This is a genomic window from Sphingopyxis sp. P8 (assembly GCF_020622175.1).
In the GTDB taxonomy this organism is placed as follows: domain Bacteria; phylum Pseudomonadota; class Alphaproteobacteria; order Sphingomonadales; family Sphingomonadaceae; genus Sphingopyxis; species Sphingopyxis jiangsuensis.
Genome location: NZ_JACNMK010000001.1, coordinates 164,259 through 184,232, shown reverse-complemented (window position 1 = coordinate 184,232; position 19,974 = coordinate 164,259). Strand labels below are relative to the sequence as shown.

Sequence of the window (19,974 nt, the reverse complement as noted above, 5' to 3'; positions counted from 1 at the left end):
GGGGTTGCACCAGGCACGCTGCCCGCTAAACCAGTTTCATGAAATACTATCTCCTTCCGAGCGCGCTTGCGCTCGCCGCCGCTCTGTCCCTTCCCGCCAATGCCCGACCGATGACCGAAGTCGATCTGGCGACGCTCAACCGCGTCGCGGCGCCGACGGCATCGCCCGACGGCCGCTGGGTCGCTTTTCAGATGACCGAGACCGCCGCGGACAGTTTCAAGCGCTCGACCGGCCTCTGGCTCGTCGATCGCAAAATGAAGGGCGCGGCACCGGTGCGTGTCGCCGATATCGCCGACAAGAATGAAAGCGCCCCGACCTTTCATCCCGACGGGAGCCTCTATTTCCTCTCGAACGCCAGCGGCAAATCGCAAATATGGCGTGTCGAGCCCGCGAAGGGCGGCGAGCCGACGCGGGTCACTGACACCAAGGCCGATGTTGCAGGCTTCAAAATCTCGCCCGACGGCAAGCGATTGCTCGCGTGGGGCGACATCGCCCGAGAATGCACGGATTTTGGATGCGACGCGAAGGACAAGGGCGAACTGCCCGGCCCCGGCACGGGGCGCCATTACAAGAATAACGCCGGTTTCGTACGGCACTGGGACAGCTGGGAAACCCCCGGCACCTATAGCCGCCCCTTCGTCTTCAACCTCGAAGACGGCAAGGCGAGCGTCGCGCGACCGCTCGACGCGGGATTGATCGGCGATGCGCCGTCAAAGCCGTTCGGCGGCGGCGAGGAAATCGCCTGGGGCCCTGATAGCCGCACCGTCTATTTCACGCTGCGCAAGGCCGACAAGGATGAACCGCGTTCGACCAACCTCGATATCTATCGTGTGCTCGTCGATGCGCGGATGCCGCCTGTCAATCTGACCGAAGCGAATGAAGCGACCGATACCCTCCCCGCCCCCTCGCCCGACGGCAAATGGCTTGCCTATGCCGCGATGGCGCGGCCGGGCTATGAGGCCGACCGGCAGATATTGATGCTGCGCGACCTCGAGAGCGGCGAGGTGCGCAAATTGACCGATGCGTGGGACCGTTCGGTCGGCTCGATTGTCTGGGCACCGGACGGCAAGTCACTCTATGTCACCGCGCAGGATGTGCTCGACCACCCCGTCTTCCGCGTCGACGTCGCGACCGGAAAGATAGAGAGACTGAAGGTTACGACCGAAAAATGGGACGGCAATATCAGCGACGTCACCCCGCTGCCCGGCGGCGCGCTCCTCTATACGCGCAACAGTATTGCGGTTCCCACCGACCTGTGGGTCCGCGACGCGAAGGGACGCGTCACGCGCCTCACCGATGTCAATGGGGACCGGTTGGTCGAACTCGACGCTGTGTCGGTCGAACGTCTGCAGTTCAAGGGCGCGAACGGAGACGCCGTCTGGGGTCAGATCGTCAAGCCCGCAAAGGCCGAGGGAAAGCTCCCCGTCGCCTTCCTCGTCCACGGCGGCCCGCAGTCGAGTTTCGGCAACAGCTGGTCAACGCGTTGGAACCCACGCCTCTTTTCGGCGCCCGGCTATGCCGCGGTGACGATCGATTTCCATGGCTCGGTCGGCTATGGGCAGTCGTTTACCGACAGCATCAATCAGGATTGGGGCGGCAAGCCGCTCGAAGATCTGAAACTCGGCCTCGCGGCGGCGGGAGCGCAAGACGCGCAACTCGACACCGCCAACGCCTGCGCGCTCGGCGGCTCGTACGGCGGCTATATGATGAACTGGATTGCCGGGAACTGGCCCGACGGCTTCAAATGCCTCATCAATCATGCGGGTGTTTTCGACTTGCGCGCGATGGCGTTCGAGACCGAGGAGCTATGGTTCGACGAATGGGACCATGGCGGCCCCTGGTGGACGCGCCCCGACGCCGAAAAATGGAATCCGGTGAACCATGTCGCCAAGTGGAAGACACCGATGCTCGTGATCCACGGCGAGAAGGATTTCCGCATACCCTACAGCCAGAGCCTTGCCGCCTTCCACGCGCTGCAACGGCAGGGGATTGAGGGCGAATTGCTGATTTTCCCGGACGAGAACCATTGGGTGCTCAAGGGGCAGAACAGCGTGCAATGGTATCGCACGGTATTCGATTGGCTGGGGCGGCATTTGAAGAAATAGGCTAACCACGCTGGTTCGTGTCGAGCGAAGTCGAGATACGCGGAAGGCACATGTTGCGGGTCGGCATCTCGACTTCGCTCGATACGAACGGAAATTGGGGACCATTCCCCCTTGCCGCGCCGCAGCATGGCTGGCAAAGCGCCCGCGCTATGCCGATGGAAAAGACATTCGATCCCGCCGCTATCGAGGCGAAATGGTCCCGCGAATGGGAAAGCCGCGGGCTGTACCGTCCCGCGCGTCCCGACGCGCAACCCTTTACGATCGTCAACCCGCCGCCGAACGTCACCGGCGCGCTACACATCGGCCATGCGCTCGACAACACGTTGCAGGACGTGCTCGTCCGCTACGAACGGCTGCGCGGCAAGGATGCGCTGTGGGTCGTCGGGATGGATCATGCCGGGATCGCAACGCAGATGGTCGTCGAGCGCCAGCTCAATGAACGCCAGCAAAAGCGCACCGATTTTACCCGCGAGCAATTCGTCGACAAGGTCTGGGAATGGAAAGGCGAAAGCGGCGGCCAGATCACCCGCCAGCTCCGCCGTCTCGGCTGTTCGATGGACTGGGACCGCGAACAGTTCACCATGGACCCGCATTTCACCAAGGCGGTGGTCAAGGTGTTCGTCGAACTCCACAAGCAGGGGCTGATCTACCGCGACAAGCGCCTCGTGAACTGGGATCCCGCACTCAAGACCGCTATCTCGGACCTCGAGGTCGAATCGCACGAAGTGCCCGGCCATATGTGGCATTTCAAATATCCGCTCGCGGGCGGCGAGACCTATACCTATGTCGAGCGCGACGCCGACGGGACTGTGCTGTTCGAGGAAGAGCGCGACTATATCTCGATCGCGACGACGCGACCCGAGACGATGCTGGGCGACGGCGCGGTCGCGGTGCACCCCGGCGACGAACGCTATCGGCCGATCGTCGGCAAATATTGCGAGATCCCGGTCGGGCCGAAAGAGCATCGGCGCCTGATCCCGATCATCACCGATGATTATCCCGATCCCGATTTTGGCTCGGGCGCGGTCAAGATCACCGGTGCGCACGACGAGAACGACTATGGCGTCGCGCAGCGGAACGGCATCCCGATGTACCGGCTGATGGACGAAGTCGCCGCGATGCGGGCCGACGGCGCACCCTATGCCGAGACCGCGGCCCGCGCGGTCGAAATCGCGAAGGGCGCATCCGCTACCTCGGCCGAAATCGACGCGATGAACCTCGTTCCCGACGAATATCGCGGCCTCGACCGCTATGCAGCGCGCAAACGCGTCGTCGCCGACATCGACGCTGAAGGGCTGATGATCAAGGTCGAGGACAAGATGATCATGCAGCCGTTCGGCGACCGCGGCGGCGTGGTGATCGAGCCGATGCTGACGGACCAATGGTATGTCGACGCCGCCACGCTCGCGCAGCCACCGATGCAGGCGGTGCGCGATGGCCGGATCAACATCGTTCCCAAAACATGGGAAAAGACCTTCTTCAACTGGATGGAGAATATCCAGCCGTGGTGCGTATCGCGCCAGCTCTGGTGGGGGCACCGGATTCCGGCGTGGTACGCCGAGGACGGCCGCATCTTCGTCGCCGAGACCGAAGAAGAGGCGCAGGCGGAAGCAGGCGAAGGCGTCCAGCTCGAACGCGACCCCGACGTCCTCGACACCTGGTTCTCTTCGGCGCTCTGGCCCTTCGCGACGCTCGGCTGGCCCGAGGGCACCGACCTCCTCAAGCGCCACTACCCCAACGATGTCCTCATCTCGGGTTTCGACATCCTCTTCTTCTGGGATGCCCGCATGGCGATGCAGGGGATGCACTTCATGGATGAGGTGCCGTGGAAGACGCTCTATCTTCACGGCCTCGTCCGCGCTCCCGACGGCGCGAAGATGTCGAAGTCGAAGGGCAATGTCGTCGATCCGCTCGGCCTGATCGACCAATATGGCGCAGACGCGCTGCGCTTCTTTATGAGCGCGATGGAAAGCCAGGGCCGCGACATCAAGATGGATGACGCGCGCCTCGCGGGCTATCGCAATTTCGCGACCAAGCTGTGGAACGCCGCGCGCTTCTGCGAAGCCAATGGCATTTCGGCATCGACGAGTCTCGAAGCGCCCACCGCGACGCTCCCCGTCAACCGCTGGATCATCGGCGAGGTCGCCGACACCGTTGCGGCGATGGACAGGGCATTCGCCGCCTATCGCTTCGACGATGCGGCCAACGCGATCTACAGCTTTGCCTGGGACCGTTTCTGCGATTGGTATCTGGAGCTGATTAAAGGGGCGATCGACGACGAGACCAAGGCCGTCGCCGGCTGGGTGCTCGACCAGATCCTCGTCATGCTCCACCCCTTCATGCCCTTTATCACCGAAGAACTGTGGACGGTGATGGGCGAGCGCGCCGATTATCCGCTGATTACCGCCAAATGGCCCGAACCCGCCGCTGAGCGCGACGCCGATGCAAGCGCCGACATCGACTGGCTGATCAAGCTGGTGAGCGAAATCCGCGGCGCCAAGGCCGAACTTGGCCTGCCGCCCGGCGCGCGGCTGACCGCACACTTCCCGGAGACGCTGAAAGCACGCGCCGAAAGGCTCTCGGCACAGCTCGACCGTCTCGCCCGCCTCGATACCGTCAGCTTCGACCCCGCACCCGCCGGCGCGTCGGCGCAGCTCGTCGTCGAGGGTGAGACGATCACCGTCCCGCTTGAAGGCGTGATCGACATCGCCGCCGAACGCGAACGGCTGACCAAAGCGCTCGCCGCGGCGACCAAGGAGCGCGACAGCCTTGCCGGTCGCCTTAACAACCCCGCCTTCGTCGAACGCGCCAAGCCCGAAGCCGTCGACAAGGCCCGCGCTGACCATGAGGCAAAGGCGGCCGAAGCCGAAAGGCTGTCGGCGGCGCTCGCGCGGATCGAATAGCCGCGCGACTGGTTTCGAGCGCAACAATTGCTCCGCTTTCGACCAAAGCGGCCGCCGCTTCGACTGGCGGCGCACCAGCGCCTAGATTGTGGTGAGGTTTTGGCGCTAAAGCGGCCGGAATGAAGACTCCGCTTTCCAAGGGCGCCTTGCGCGATCAACGCGCAAAGATGCTTGCTGCCGCGCCCGACTGGCGTGCATCCGACGCGCGCGTCAATCCGCGCGTCGCGATCGGCTCGATTCTCGCGATGTGGGTGATCTATTTCCTGATCACCACGGGCCTCGCCATGCTCGCCGGCGCGCCCGAACAACTAAATTATATCGGGCGCCGGGCGATCGTGGTCGTTGCAGGCATCCTCTGCACCTTCGTGCTCTACCAACTCGTCCAGCGCGTACAGCCGCGCGGTTTCGGGGCGAGACTGGGCGTTGCGATGGGCGCAGCCGTCCCGCTCGTGGTCGTCTATGCCTGTATCAACCTCCTCGTTTTCTTTTACTGGTTTCCATCGCCCGATACGGCCAAGATCATCGGCGAGGTGCAGCATAAGTTCCCCGTCGCCTGGGAAACGGTGCTGATCCTCGACAGCTCGATCCGCTGGTATTTCTTTTTCGCCGTCTGGGCAGCGCTCTACGTCGCCTTTGGCTATGCCAATGAAATGCGGGCGGTCGAGCGCCGCGCGAACCATTTCCGGATCGAAGCGCAAAACGCGCAGCTCCGCGCCCTTCACTATCAGGTCAATCCGCACTTCCTCTTCAACACGCTCAACTCGCTCTCAACGCTCGTCCTGCGCGGCTCGAAGAGCGAGGCAGAGACGATGATCATGAATTTGTCGTCGTTCCTGCGATCGAGCCTTGCGGTCGATCCCGAACAGCTGGTCAGCCTCGAAGAGGAAATCGCGCTCCAGCGGCTTTATCTCGACATCGAACAAGCGCGTTTTCCCGACCGGCTGCACGTCGAAGTGACGATGGCAGAGGATCTCAATTCCGCGTGCGTTCCGGTCCTCATACTGCAACCGATCATCGAAAACGCGATCAAATACGGCGTTGCCCCTTCGAAGGGGGCGATTGCGGTGCGGCTCGATGCACGGAGCGAATATGGCTTGCTGGTCATCAGGGTCGAAAATGATATCGACCCCGATGCGCCGGCTCCAGCGCCCGGCACCGGCCTTGGCCTCGGCAATGTTCGCGAAAGACTGTTGACGCGCTATGGTCCGTCGGCAGGGTGCGAGTGGGGCCGATCCGACGCGGGCGGTTTCTTCGTCTCGCTCTGGCTGCCCCTTGGACGCGAAAGGTGCTGACATGCTGCAGACGTTACGAACCCTGATCGTCGACGACGAGCCGCTGGCAATCGAGCGTTTGCAGATATTGGCTGGGCAGCAGGATGGCGTTTCGCTGGTCGGCACGGCGAGCGATGGCGCTTCGGCGCTTCGCATGGTCGAAGCGCTTGCGCCCGACCTTGTGCTGTGCGACATCGCCATGCCCGACCTCAACGGCCTCGATGTCGCGGCGGCAATCGACAAGCTCGACAACCCCCCGGCGGTCATCTTTGTTACCGCGTTCGACCAATATGCCGTCGCCGCGTTCGACGTTGCCGCAGTCGATTATCTGCTGAAGCCCGTGTCGCCTGACCGCCTGGGCCGCGCGCTGACGCGCGTGCGCGAATGGCGCTCGGCCGGACGCACGAGCGGACAAAAGAGCCGATGGATTACCGAATTCTGGGTGCAGAATCGCGGCGAAATGTTACGGGTTGATGCCGGGCAGGTCGACCTGATCGAAGCGGAACGCGACTATATGCGGCTCCACGTCGGCGCACGAAGCTGGCTGATTCACCAGACGATCAAGTCGCTCGAAGAGCGAATGGATCCATCGCAATTCCTGCGCATCCATCGCTCGAAAATGGTACGCCGTGACGGCATCGTGGGGCTCAAGCATCATGGCGACGGCGCGTGGAGTGTCGATCTGGGTGACGGCGGCGTCCACCGTATCGGCCGCACCTATCTACACGACGTAAAGGCGATCATGCACGGGGCATGATCGCCTTTTCCGGGTCGCCATCTTGGCGTGTCATCAGCGCGCGGAGACGGTCATGCCGCCCTTGTCGGCATATTGGGCGCCGCTGCCGTCGAACACTGCCGCCAGTTGAACATCGGCGTCGCGCATCGTGATTGCTTCGCATTTTGCGGCCCGCGCGCGGTCGGCAAGCGTCGGACGATAGTGCGGGCGACTGTCGCAAACAATTTCCACCGCATTTTTGACGCGCTGGGTCAGGCGGTCGCGACCGCTCGCGCTTGTCAGGTTGAGGTCGTCGTAGCGAACGACAACGCTGCGAACATCGTCCTCGGCAAATGCCGGGACAACGGCTCCGGCAAGCGCCAACGGAGCTGCCAGAAGGGTGATAGCAAGTTTAAACATGGGGGAGTCCTCTCTCGGGGTCACGGATGCGGGATACGGAGCCGAGGACCGGGGAGACCACCGCCTCCGCATCCCGCACCCTCTGAATGCCACCGCCGCGCGACCGGCGCATGGCCCGTTCGACCGGACCTGATTGCGCGTCGATTGAAGGACGAACGGCCCCAGGCGGCCGACCAGTGGTCAAAATGGCAGCGGGGGGTTGCAACCACATTGCGCGCGCGGGCATGTTTCCACAATGGCGAAGCGAAGCGACAGCGCGGCGAGTCGCAACTCGGGGCTGACCAAGGCGGTCAGGTGGATGCTGCTGGCGTCGGTCGGCATGATCGGCGGCCTGGTATTGGGCGACTTCTCGGTCGGAGGGCGGCTTGTCCCCGACACGGTCGTCAGCGGCAGCTTCGCCGAATTGAGCGCGAACCCCGATGCGCTGACCCCCGACAGCCTCTCCGCCCCGCCCTGCATCGATTGCGCGAACAGCTACGCCGCCGCGGCGCGGCTACGCGCGCGACGCGCCGAGCGCATGTCGCACGCGTTTCGCGACCTTGGTTCGGTCGAGATCGATCAGCCTGTTCCGGAACCCGACGACGATTATCGGTACGGCGGTCGATTTCCCGATCCGTCCCGCGCGGTCGAGGACCGCGTATTGCCGGCAGTCCGGCCGCGACCGGTCAATGTCGCTGCGCATCCTGCGCCAATGGACCAACCGGGCGCGGAACACCCTACCCGCCCGGCTACCTCTAAGGGTAATTTGCCCGAGCCACGGGCAGACCGCAGGACTACCCTGCCCGAGCGCTTGCCCGTCGACTAATCCTGCGGATCCTGCGGAGGCAAGGTGGGTTTGGGCTTGGCGCAGCGATGCGTCTCACCGGCCTTGCAGGCAGCCACATCGGCTTTCCACGCCGCGACGGCGGCTTCATATTTTAAGCGTTCTTCGGTCGACAGCGCCGCGATGCGCGCTTTTTCGATCTCATAGGCTGCCGTATCTTCGACGAATTCCGCCTGGTCGTGCGCGACTTGCTGCGCAGCTGCCGACACTTCCTGCTGATAGGTGATATTGTCGGCCTTTGCCTTGGCGGCCTGTTCCGCGTTGAGCCGCGCCGTATTTGCTCGCTCGGCTGGCGTCGTGCCGTCGGGAAGCTTCTTTGTGCTGTCGGCCGGCGTGTCGGAGGCCGCCTGAACGGCGAGGGCCGGAACGGGAACCGTGCCGGTCAGCGCCAATGCCATCGCAGCTGCGGCTGCCATCATGCTATTGGTCATCAAAAGCTCCTCCAACTTCGTTAATGCGTAACAAACGCGCAGTCGCTGTCGCCGTTCCCACGCAAGGTTTGACCTCGGTGCGTGTTGCCACCATGCTGCGGCCATCCTGTCTCCTACCGGCCGAGCGATTGTCAGCACCAGAACGCCATCCGATCAACCGTCCCGTTTTTTATGCGCCGTTGGCCGTCCTTTCGGGAGCGCTCGTTCTCAGCCTGTGGCAGGGAAGCGCCTTTGTTGCAGCCGAGACGGCCGCAAACGACTGGGTACTACGCCATTTCGGCCCCGTATTTGCGATCGCCGGCGTGGCGTTTCTGTTTTTGTTGGCGGGAATCGCCGCCTCGCCGCTCGGCGCGATGACGATCGGCGGAGCCGGCGCTGCGCCGCTGCTCGGGCGGTGGCGCTGGTTTGCCGTTACGCTTTGCACGACCATTGCGACCGGCATTCTTTTCTGGGGCGTCGCCGAGCCACTATTCCACCTCAACGATCCGCCCGCAATGCTGGGCCTCGAACCGGGAAGCGAAGGCGCCGCGACCTTCGCGATGTCGACCATGTTCCTCCATTGGACGCTGACACCCTATGCCATCTATACCGTCGCCGGGCTGGCCTTCGCGCTCCTTTATTATAACCGCGGCGAACCCTTCAGCCTGTCGTCGCTGTTCGTCCCGTTGATGGGCCCGCGCGCACGCGGGCGCATCGGAACCGCCATCGATATCGTCTGTCTGTTCGCGCTCGTCGCTGGAATGGCGGCGTCGCTTGGCGCCGGGGTGCTCGCGCTGGCGGGCGGGATTGAAGGCCTCGGCAGATTTTCGGGCGGAATCGTCCTGCGGTGGGGCATAGTCGGAGCGATCGTTGCTGTCTTCGTCCTGTCGGCGGCGCTCGGCCTTCAGCGCGGGATCACGCGCCTGTCGCTCGTCAACTTCTGGTTCTTCGTGGCCATTCTGCTGTTTGTCGTGGCGGCCGGGCCAGCGGAACTCCTACCCCGGATGGGGTTGCAGGGCGCGGCGGAGTATCTGCGCAGCTTCCTGCCGCGCAGTCTCGGCCTCAACGTCGATACAGACTGGCATCGCCAGTGGACGATATTCAACTGGGCAAACTGGTTCGCCTGGGCACCTGTCACAGCGTTGTTTCTCGGACGGTTGGCGGTTGGCTACACGGTGCGCGCGTTCATCGCCTTCAATCTGTTGCTTCCAGCCGCATTCGGCGCGCTGTGGATGATCATCCTTGCCGGCACCACGATTGCGGTCGACCGACAGTCCGGCGGGGCGTTGTACGGCCTCCTGGTCGCATCGGGACCCGATCCGCTGCTGTACCGCCTGTTCAGCGAGATTGGCGGCGGACCGTTTATCCTGGCCCTCCTCATCGCCGCGATCTTCATTTCCTACGTCACCGCCGCCGACAGCAATGTATCCGCGATGAGCGCGCTGTCGACGCGCGGCATCTCTCCCGACGAGCCCGAGGCGCCGCTCGCAGTCAAGATCGTCTGGGGCGTAACGGTTGGCCTCGTCGCCATCATCCTCGTCGCGTCCTCCGGCCTCGACGGCATCCGCATGATGTCGGTGCTCGGCGGCTTCCCGGCATTGTTCGTGATCCTCGGTGCGGCGCTCTCACTGCTACTGATGGCTTGGCGGTCACGGCGCGGGGGCGAATGATCCCGCGCCCGTTGCGACGCCCAGCGGCGCACCCTATCTTGTCCCCGCTGCCCCCTTCCGCGCACCCCTTGCGTCTATAGAACAAATCTGGAACAAGCCCCTCCCATGAGTCTCACCCATATTTCGGTGCGCGGCGCGCGCGAGCATAATCTGAAGGGCGTCGACGTCGACCTGCCGCGCGACAGCCTGATCGTCATCACCGGCCTGTCGGGCAGCGGCAAGTCGAGCTTGGCGTTCGATACCATCTATGCCGAGGGGCAGCGCCGCTATGTCGAGAGCCTGTCGGCCTACGCCCGCCAGTTCCTGGAGATGATGCAAAAGCCCGATGTCGAGCATATCGACGGCCTGTCGCCCGCGATCAGCATCGAGCAGAAGACGACGAGCCGCAACCCGCGCTCGACCGTGGCGACCGTGACCGAAATCTATGACTATATGCGCCTCTTGTGGGCGCGCGTCGGCGTTCCCTATTCGCCCGCGACGGGCGAGCCGATCAGCGCGCAGACGGTGAGCCAGATGGTCGACCGCGTGATGGAGCTGCCCGAGGGGACGCGCGCCTATCTGCTCGCCCCCGTCGTTCGCGGGCGCAAGGGCGAGTATAAGAAGGAGCTCGCGCAGTGGCAGAAGGACGGTTTTACGCGGGTTCGGATCGACGGGGAATTTTACGAGATCGAGGACGCTCCGGCGCTCGACAAGAAGTACAAGCATGACATCGAGGTTGTCGTCGATCGGATCGTGGTGCGCGAGGGGATCGAGACGCGGCTCGCTGACAGTTTCGAGACGGCGCTGAAAGTTGCCGAAGGTGTCGCGTATGTCGACATGGCGGACGGACCGGTTCCGGGGCGCGAAGAGGATGGCGGGGCCGCCGAGCAGAAGTTGAAGGGCGCCGGAATACCATCCAACCGTTTGATTTTCAGTGAGAAATTCTCCTGCCCCGTCAGCGGTTTCACGATCGCCGAGATCGAGCCGCGGCTGTTCAGCTTCAACGCGCCGCAGGGCGCGTGCCCCGCGTGCGACGGGCTGGGCGAGCGGCTGGAATTCGACCCCGAACTGGTCGTCCCCAACCACGCGCTATCGTTGAAAAAGGGCGCGGTGGTGCCGTGGGCAAAATCGAACCCGCCCTCGCCTTATTATATGCAGGTGCTCGAAAGCCTTGCAAAAGCGTATGATTTCAGCCTCGACACGCCGTGGCAGGACCTGCCCGGCGGGGTGCAGCAGATCATCCTCTTTGGCAGCGGCGGAATGCCCGTCGAACTGACCTTCAAGGACGGCCGCCGCACCTATACGACGCACAAGGCGTTCGAAGGGGTGATCGGCAACCTCAATCGCCGGATGTTGCAGACCGAAAGCGCGTGGATGCGCGAGGAGCTGGGCAAGTACCAGACCGCGCAGCCGTGCGAGACGTGCCACGGCGCGCGGCTGCGCCCCGAACCGCTCGCGGTCAGGATCGCGGGCGAGGACATCAGCCAGTCGGCGCGGCGCAGCGTCGCCGACGCGCTCCACTGGTTCGGCACGCTCGAGGAGAAGCTGAACGAGCAGCAGCGGCAGATCGCCAAGGCGATCCTGAAAGAGATCAACGAACGGCTCGGCTTCCTCAACAATGTCGGGCTCGACTATCTGAACCTCAACCGCACCAGCGGCACCTTGAGCGGCGGCGAGAGCCAGCGTATCCGCCTCGCGAGCCAGATCGGCAGCGGGCTGTCGGGCGTGCTCTATGTCCTCGACGAACCGAGCATCGGCCTCCACCAGCGCGACAACGACCGGCTGCTCGCGACGCTCCAGCGGCTGCGCGACCTCGGCAACACGGTGATCGTCGTCGAGCATGACGAGGACGCGATCCGCCACGCCGACCATGTCGTCGACATGGGCCCCGGCGCGGGCGTCCACGGCGGCGAGATCGTCGCGCAGGGCACGCTGGACGAGGTGCTGGCAAGCCCGAGGAGCCTGACCGCCGCCTATCTGACCGGCGCGAAGAAGATCGAGGTGCCGGCGCGCCGCCGCCCCGGCAACGGCTTCGACCTTGTGCTGATCGGCGCGCGCGCGAACAATCTGAACAATGTCACCGCGAAAATCCCGCTCGGCACCTTTACCTGCGTCACCGGCCTGTCGGGATCGGGCAAGTCGAGCCTGATCATCGACACGCTCTATGCCAGCGCGGCGCGCGTGCTCAACGGCGCGCGGCTGGTCGCGGGGCCGCACGACAGCCTGAAGGGGCTGGAACATTGCGACAAGGTGATCGACATCGACCAGTCGCCGATCGGCCGCACCCCGCGCAGCAACCCCGCGACATACACCGGCGCCTTCACGATCATCCGCGACTGGTTCGCGGGCCTGCCCGAAAGTCAGGCGCGCGGGTACAAGCCCGGCCGTTTCAGCTTCAACGTCAAGGGCGGGCGGTGCGAGACGTGCACCGGCGACGGGCTGATCAAGATCGAGATGCACTTCCTGCCCGACGTCTATGTGACGTGCGAGACGTGCCACGGCAAACGATACAACCGCGAAACGCTGGAGGTGAAGTTCAAGGGGATGAGCATCGCCGACGTGCTCGACATGACGGTCGAGGATGCGGCCGAGTTTTTCAAGGCGGTGCCGTCGATCCGCGACAAGATGGCGATGCTGTGCCGCGTCGGCCTGGGCTATATCAAGGTCGGGCAACAGGCGACGACGCTGTCGGGGGGCGAGGCGCAGCGCGTCAAGCTGGCGAAGGAACTCTCGCGCCGCTCGACCGGGCAGACGCTCTATATCCTCGACGAGCCGACGACGGGGCTGCATTTCGAGGATGTGCGCAAGCTGCTGGAGGTGCTGCAGGCGCTGGTCGACCAGGGCAACAGCGTCGTGGTGATCGAGCATAATCTGGATGTCATCAAGACCGCCGATTATATCCTCGACCTTGGCCCCGAAGGCGGGGTGAAGGGCGGCGAAATCGTCGCGGCGGGAACGCCGGAAGAGGTCGCCAAAAACCCGCGCAGCTTTACCGGACAATATCTGGCGCCGATGCTGGAAAAATAGTGCCATTATTGCAATAAAATCCCAATTGACAGCGACTTATCCCTCCATCAAGTAAGCGAATGCTGCACCGTTGCGGCATTGGGGGAAATCTATGTCCATGAAAGTTGCCACCGCTTTTGCGGGATGTTTTGTCGTGCTTGCCGTTCCGGCCCATGCGCAGGATGGCGCCGCGCCGGGCGCCGATGTCGAGGCCGTCGCCGCGACCGTTGCCGCCGATGCCGATGCCGAGCCGGCGGTTTTGGCCGCCGCACCGCCCGCCAGCCTATTGTTGCCCGCCGCCACCGAAATCATTCTGACGCCCGACGCCGAAGCGAACAGCAAGAAGCTGCGCGAGGGCCACTCGGTCCCGATGCACACCCTGTTCGACGTGATGCACAATGGCGTCGTCGTGATCCCGAAGGGCACGCGCGGAACGGGCACGGTAACGTGGCGGACCGGCAAGGGCGCGTTCGGCAAATCGGCAAAGATGGAGATCACTTTTAACGAACTGACATTGCCGAACGGCAAACGGCTGCCGCTTTCGGGCATGCACCGGCAGGAGGGCCAGGGCAATACCGGCGCCGCCGTCGGGGCCGTGGTCGCCGTCGGCGTGTTCGGCGCCTTTGTCACCGGGAAATCCGCGATCGTTCCGGTCGGCCAGCATTTGACCGCGCGCACCGGCGAAGCGCTACCCTATGTCGTTCCGGCGGGCGCAAAGATCGTGCCGACGGCCGAACTGGCGCCAACGGCCCCCGCCGCGACGGCCACCGACGCCGCGATGCCCGACACCGCCGACGCTGACGCTGACGCTGACGCTCCGGTCACCGCGGCGACTCCCGCGGGCGAATGATGAAGCCGGACCCCGGGCTTGATCCGGGGTCCCGCTTGACCGCGAGGTCCGGTCCCCTTTGTCTCACGCAAAGGCGCGAAGGCGCGAAGGCGTTTGTGATCGGGCGCTTGCGCCGCCCCGGTCCTGCGGGCGGTGGCAATGGCTCACACAAAGACACAAAGACACGAAGATGCCGGCGTTTCGGGGCGAGCGACGGGTTGCCCGGCGACGGCGCCGCTTCGACCGACGCCGGACAAGGTCCGGCGACTTTCCGAAAGCGGTTGATCGGCGCGCGGCACGCGCGCCGGAAAGCCCCCCCTCTTCGCGCCTTTGCGCCTTTGCGTGAGCCAATTGCGTCCAAGCGCCCGCTAGTAACGCCGAGCGCGGTCCGTCATCCCGGACTTGATCCGGGATCGCGATGTTCGGGGGTGAGGATAACGTGGCCGGTGATGAGGAGCATAAACAAGCCCCAAATTATACGAATTAGTGCTGACGGCTATGGCTTGATCACCTAGACCAATCAACGTTAGTACGTCACGGGGTTTAAGGGGTAATGTCTTGTCTATCGAAAGCGAAATGTCGGACGGGATTGCAAAAAAACGATGGTTCAGGACGTTAGGCGTCATATCCGTTATTATTGCTGTGCCTACTGCGTTGCTAAGCATTCCGCCTATTCAAGAGTGGTTTTTTGAAAGAAATCCCAAGCTATCGGTTGAGCTTGCAAGTGAGATTCCAGTCGTAAACCTCAACCGAGGCATGGACGGATTAACGGTGACCTTGAATGGCGAGAGTCTGAACTCTGCCAAAGAAACCCTCGTTGCAACTAAAGTTATTTTTAGAAACTATGGGAAATCTGGAATCGGTCCTAACGACGTATCAATATCAGATCCAATTGGATTCCAAATAAAAGGCGGACGGATTGTCCGAATTACGGGATTTAGCGCGAGCACCAATCACCTCTTAAAATTTTCCAATCCCAAACTAAAGAATAACCAAATAACTATCAGTAATGATATCATTATTGATTCCGACAATACCCTCACATTTGATGTCCTTGTTAAAAAGCCGTCAAAATCTGTTATATACATATTGCCAACGGGAAAGATTTCAAATCTTGATAGAATAAAGATTATTGACTCTCGATCCACTGGATTAACAGAATCCTTCGTAGAGAGGTCATTCTTTGGTAATTTCGGCATTCAGTCGGCACGAACTGTTGTCTACTCGCTACTAGGTCTATCTTTAGCAGCCGGCACAATTCAGATTACCAGTTTCATTTCTTCGCTATGGCGAAAAAGAAAAAGAAAGAACCGAGAGGCTATTGCTCTCCAATTTCTAGCGCGAAATACAGATAAAAATAAAATTTCCAATGCCCTAGCGGCATCGATATATCACACACTGGGAAGAAAGGGAGTAAAGTTCTTTTTAAATGATAAAAAGGATTATGAAATTATTGATAACCAAAAATCAATAAATTCTAGAGATTTTTCAATATTATCAGGCACTTCAAATGAAGAGCCATCATTTTTTGATGTAAGCAGTTATATTGGAGAAGGGTATATATCGAAATACAGCGTACATAATTTAGAGGTAACCTTCGGCCTTTCAAATAGACCATCAAAAACAGTGCAAGCATCATACATTTCTTCTCTCGAAAAAATGCTAAGCATAGCACAAGAATTGGACCCGACAGGAGACTTTGAACGCTCATCAAGGGACGGGGCCAAGTTTATATATCAAGACGAGTAAGGCGGTCCAAATTTGGACCTCGCCTTCCCCATGACACTTCCATGACAGTCGCTGTCACAAACCCGTCACACAAAACGCCCAAATGGCGCTCAGCGAGTCGCCGCGGGGGTGGCGGCTTGGTTCGGTAACGACCCCCGACAGGACAGTTTCATGGTCAAGACATTCGCCCCCCGCCTGCTTGGCGTCGCGAGCGCCGCCGTTGTCGCGCTCACGCTCTCTGCCTGCCAGGACCAGGCGTCGCAGGGCGGCGCCGCGCGCGATTATATCAGCGCGGTCGGCTCCTCCACCGTCTATCCCTTTGCCACCGCGGTCGGCGAAAAATTCGCCGAAGCGACGGGGGGCAAGACGCCCAAGATCGATTCGACCGGCACCGGCGGCGGCTTTGAACGCTTCTGTTCGGGCGTCGGCGGCGACACCCCCGACATCGCCAACGCCTCGCGCCGCATGAAGGCGAAGGAGTTCGAAACCTGCCAGGCGAACGGCGTCAAGGACATCGTCGAGGTGCAGATCGGCATCGACGGCATCGCGCTGGGCGAGGCGCAGCGCGGCCCCGGCTTCAAGCTGACCGACGAAGATGTGTACAAGGCGCTCGCCGCCAACCCCTATGGCAAGCCCAACACGGCAAAGACGTGGAAGGACGTCAATCCGGCGCTTCCCGCGGTCGCGATCTCGGTCTTCGGCCCGCCGTCGACGAGCGGCACTTACGACGCGTTCAAGGAGCTGATCCTCGCCAAGGGTTGCGACGCCAACCCCGAGATGAAGGCGCTGAAGGACAGCGACAAGGACAAGCATGAAAGCGTGTGCACCGGCCTGCGCGGCGCGCCCTTCTATGTCGAGCAGGGCGAGAATGATAACCTCATCATCTCGAAGCTCGACAAGAACCCGACCAGCCTGGGCATTTTCGGCTTCAGCTATCTCGACGCGAACAAGGACAAGATCAAGGCGGTGCCGATCAAGGGCGTCCTGCCGACCTATGACGCGATTGCCGACGGCAGCTACCCCGGCTCGCGCCCGCTGTTCATCTATGTGAAGAAAGCGCATGTCGGCGTGATCCCCGGCCTCGCCGAATATGTCGCCGAGTTCCTGAAGGGCGCGGGCGAAGGCGGGTATCTGGGCGCCAAGGGGCTGATCGTCTCGCCCAAGAGCGTCACCGACACCGCGACCGCGAACGCGCAGAACATGACGCCGCTGAACGGTGGCGAACTGAAGTAAGCATTGACGGGCGGCCGGGTGCGGGGACATGCCCCTGCCCGGCCGCCTTGTTTTTTTTCGTGCGTCATTGCGCGGAGCCCGGCGAACGCCGGGGGACGCGGCAATCCACAGCCCCGACGCCTTGCGCAAGGCCGACTGCTGGAGATTGCTTCGCCCGGCTGCCGCCGGGCTCGCAATGACGGATGTTGAATTATGACGCTGAGTCATCAAACTGCCACGCTGACCCGCTTTGGACGGCCGCAATGACGAGGATGATGTGAGTTTCAACCCCGCCGCATTATTGCTGCTGATCGTCGGGCTGGGCCTGATCGGCTGGCTGGCCGGTCGCGCGCGCTCGGCGATGGTCGCGGGCCGCGCCGGCGCCAAGCTGCATTCGCGCCCGCAATATCATGGCTGGTACGTCGCGCTGTGGCTGTTCGCGCCCGCCGCGATCTTCCTTGCCGTCTGGTCGAGCGTGGCGCCCGCGATGATCACCAACGACGTGCTCGCGAGCGAGGCGGCGCAGCGGCTGCCCGCCTTTGGCTTCGAGCGCAGCGCGATCCTCTCCGACGCGCGCGGCGTCGCGCAGGGCGACCAGCCGAGCGTGCGGATCGAGGGCGCGGGGCCGCTCGTCGAACCCTATCGCGCCGCGACGCAAAAATACGGGATGATCGGCATCGCCGCGATGCTCGCGCTCGCGCTCGCCGGCGGGCTTTTCGCCTTCACGCGCATCCGTCCCGATTTCCGCGCGCGCAGCCGCGTCGAGCGGATCGTGATGGGGCTGCTGCTGCTCGCGTCGCTCGTCGCAATTCTGACGACCTTCGGCATCGTGCTGTCGCTGCTGTTCGAATCGATCCGCTTCTTCCAGCTCGTGTCGCCCGCCGAGCTGCTCTTCGGCACCTATTGGAACCCGCAGAGCGGCGCGGCGGTCGAGGGTACGTTCGGCGGCATCCCGCTGTTCTGGGGAACGGTGCTGATCGGCGCGATCATCGCGATGATCGTCGCGATCCCGATCGGGATGATGACCGCGGTGTACCTGACCCAATATGCCGCGCCCGCGGTGCGCCGCTGGGTCAAGCCGATCCTCGAGATCCTCGCGGGGGTTCCGACCGTCGTGTACGGCTATTTCGCCGCGCTCACCGTCGCGCCCGCGCTGCGCAATTTCGCGGTGATGATCGGCATCCCCAACGCCTCGACCGAAAGCGCGCTCGCCGCGGGCATCGTGATGGGGGTGATGATCATCCCCTTCGTCTCGTCGATGGCCGACGACAGCATCAACGCGGTTCCGCAGGCGATGCGCGACGGCAGCCTCGCGCTGGGCGCGACGCCGAACGAGACGATCCGCCAGGTGCTGATCCCCGCCGCGCTTCCCGGCGTGATGGGCGGCATATTGCTCGCGGTCAGCCGCGCGATCGGCGAGACGATGATCGTCGTGATGGCGGCGGGCCTGTCCGCCAACCTCACCGCCAACCCCTTTGCCAGCGTCACCACCGTGACCGCGCAGATCGTCAAGCTGCTCACCGGCGACCAGGAGTTCGACAGCGCCAAGACGCTCGCCGCCTTCGCGCTCGGCCTCGTGCTGTTCGTCGTGACCTTGCTGCTCAACATCGTCGCGCTGCGCATCGTCAAAAAGTATCGCGAAGCTTATGAATAGGGACACCTCCCCCACCGACTGGAAAGGCGCGTCGATGCAGACGCGCATCGCGCGGCGCTATGCGGCCGAGCGGCGCTTCCGCCTGATCGGGCTGGGCGCGGTGCTGCTGTCGGGCGCGTTCCTGGCGTTCCTGCTGTTCGTGATGGTCGGCAACGGCGCGCGCGGCTTTACCTATACGAATGTCGCGGTGCCGATCGACTTCGCATCGACCCCGCTCACCGTCGACGCGGCGCGGCTGAACGACCCCGACGCCGACCAGCTGATCGCCAACGCGGGGCTCGCCGACATCGTCGCCTTTGCCGCCGAAGAGGCGCTGGGCGACGACGGCGACGAGCTGATCAGCGAAAATGCGTGGAAGGAAGTGCGCAGCGCGATCAAGGACGATCCCGAACTGATGACGGGACGCCGCGTGTTTGACCTCCCCGCCTCGAGCGAGATCGACATGGCGGCAAAGGCGGGCGCGAGCGGCGCACTCGGCGCGCGGATCGCGGAACTCCGCCGCGACGGCCGCCTGTCGACCGGAATCCACTGGCCCTTCTTCCGCAACGCCGATGCGACCGATCCCGCGGTCGCGGGTATCTGGGGCGCGCTCAAGGGATCGGTGCTGACGATCTTCATTGCCTTTTGCATCGCCTTTCCGACCGGCGTGCTCGCGGCGCTCTACCTCGAGGAATATGCCCCCAAGAACCGCTGGACCGACATGATCGAGGTGTCGATCAACAACCTCGCCGCGGTTCCGTCGATCATCTTTGGCCTGCTCGCGCTCGCGGTGTTCATCAACTGGTTCGGCATCTGCCAGGCGAGCCCGCTCGTCGGCGGGCTGACGCTTGCGCTGATGACGATGCCCGTGATCGTCATCGCCAGCCGCAACGCGATCAAGGCGGTGCCGCCGTCGATCCGCGACGCGGCATTGGGGGTCGGGGCGAGCCCGGTGCAGGTCGTGTTCCACCATGTCCTGCCGCTCGCGCTCCCCGGCATATTGACCGGCACGATCATCGGCATGGCGCGCGCGCTGGGCGAAACCGCGCCGCTGCTCCTCGTCGGCATGCGCGCCTTCATCGGCGACGTGCCCGGCGGCATCTGTTCGCCCTCGACCGTGCTGCCGATGCAGATCTTCCTCTGGTCGGACGAAGTCGACCGCGGCTTTGTCGAGAAAACCTCGGCCGCGATCATCGTGCTGCTGTTCGTGCTGCTGTCGATGAACGCCCTCGCAATCTATCTTCGCAACAAGTTTGAAAAACGTTGGTGA

14 protein-coding genes are annotated in these 19,974 nt (G+C 63.0%); 12 read left to right on the top strand and 2 right to left on the bottom strand.

The genetic code is table 11. The features are described 5' to 3' along the window. Window positions 1–38: 38 nt before the first annotated feature. The 4 genes from H7692_RS00860 (at window position 39) to H7692_RS00845 (ending at window position 7,036) form a co-directional block, all read left to right on the top strand. Window positions 39–2,105 carry a prolyl oligopeptidase family serine peptidase gene (locus H7692_RS00860; protein ID WP_227339618.1) on the top strand — a complete coding sequence of 689 codons (2,067 nt, stop codon included), beginning with the start codon at window positions 39–41 and terminating at the stop codon, window positions 2,103–2,105. Window positions 2,106–2,254: 149 nt separating this feature from the next. Then, complete coding sequence (locus H7692_RS00855; RefSeq protein ID WP_222136249.1) at window positions 2,255–5,008, top strand: valine--tRNA ligase; 2,754 nt, start codon at window positions 2,255–2,257, stop codon at window positions 5,006–5,008. A 119-nt stretch (window positions 5,009–5,127) separates the two neighbouring features. Next, window positions 5,128–6,300 carry a sensor histidine kinase gene (locus tag H7692_RS00850; RefSeq protein ID WP_222136250.1) on the top strand — a complete coding sequence of 391 codons (1,173 nt, stop codon included), beginning with the start codon at window positions 5,128–5,130 and terminating at the stop codon, window positions 6,298–6,300. 1 nt (window position 6,301) lies between these two features. Beyond that, a complete protein-coding gene (locus H7692_RS00845) occupies window positions 6,302–7,036 on the top strand; it encodes a LytR/AlgR family response regulator transcription factor (protein WP_201925012.1) in 735 nt (244 codons plus the stop codon). A 33-nt stretch (window positions 7,037–7,069) separates the two neighbouring features. On the opposite strand, the gene H7692_RS00840 is transcribed toward H7692_RS00845, so the two are convergent. Next, entirely contained in the window at window positions 7,070–7,414 is a 345-nt protein-coding gene (locus H7692_RS00840) for a UrcA family protein (RefSeq protein WP_222136251.1), read from the bottom strand. Between the two features lie 235 nt (window positions 7,415–7,649). Between H7692_RS00840 and H7692_RS00835 the strand changes: the two genes are divergently transcribed. After that, window positions 7,650–8,219, top strand: coding sequence for a hypothetical protein (locus tag H7692_RS00835; RefSeq protein ID WP_222136252.1), 570 nt, complete (start codon window positions 7,650–7,652; stop codon window positions 8,217–8,219). Here the strand turns inward: H7692_RS00835 and H7692_RS00830 are convergent. Continuing rightward, window positions 8,216–8,668 (bottom strand): hypothetical protein, encoded by a 453-nt coding sequence (locus tag H7692_RS00830; protein WP_222136253.1) that lies wholly within the window; start codon window positions 8,666–8,668, stop codon window positions 8,216–8,218. The genes H7692_RS00835 and H7692_RS00830 overlap by 4 nt on opposite strands. A 92-nt stretch (window positions 8,669–8,760) precedes the next feature. Here H7692_RS00830 and H7692_RS00825 point away from each other — a divergent pair, with 92 nt between their 5' ends. The 7 genes from H7692_RS00825 (at window position 8,761) to pstA (ending at window position 19,974) form a co-directional block, all read left to right on the top strand. Further along, window positions 8,761–10,317 carry a BCCT family transporter gene (locus H7692_RS00825; RefSeq protein WP_227340034.1) on the top strand — a complete coding sequence of 519 codons (1,557 nt, stop codon included), beginning with the start codon at window positions 8,761–8,763 and terminating at the stop codon, window positions 10,315–10,317. Between the two features lie 105 nt (window positions 10,318–10,422). Continuing rightward, a complete protein-coding gene (uvrA, locus tag H7692_RS00820; protein WP_227339617.1) occupies window positions 10,423–13,323 on the top strand; it encodes an excinuclease ABC subunit UvrA in 2,901 nt (966 codons plus the stop codon). Window positions 13,324–13,420: 97 nt separating this feature from the next. Next, on the top strand, window positions 13,421–14,152 hold the full coding sequence (locus H7692_RS00815; protein ID WP_227339616.1) for a hypothetical protein: 732 nt from the start codon (window positions 13,421–13,423) through the stop codon (window positions 14,150–14,152). Between the two features lie 537 nt (window positions 14,153–14,689). Further along, window positions 14,690–15,880, top strand: a complete 1,191-nt coding sequence (locus tag H7692_RS00810; protein WP_227339615.1) for a hypothetical protein — start codon at window positions 14,690–14,692, stop codon at window positions 15,878–15,880. A 150-nt stretch (window positions 15,881–16,030) separates the two neighbouring features. After that, window positions 16,031–17,092, top strand: a complete 1,062-nt coding sequence (locus H7692_RS00805; RefSeq protein WP_227339614.1) for a substrate-binding domain-containing protein — start codon at window positions 16,031–16,033, stop codon at window positions 17,090–17,092. A 256-nt stretch (window positions 17,093–17,348) separates the two neighbouring features. Then, window positions 17,349–18,725 (top strand): phosphate ABC transporter permease subunit PstC, encoded by a 1,377-nt coding sequence (pstC, locus tag H7692_RS00800; protein WP_227340033.1) that lies wholly within the window; start codon window positions 17,349–17,351, stop codon window positions 18,723–18,725. Continuing rightward, window positions 18,718–19,974 (top strand): phosphate ABC transporter permease PstA, encoded by a 1,257-nt coding sequence (gene pstA, locus H7692_RS00795; RefSeq protein WP_227339613.1) that lies wholly within the window; start codon window positions 18,718–18,720, stop codon window positions 19,972–19,974. Before pstC ends, pstA begins: the two co-directional genes overlap by 8 nt.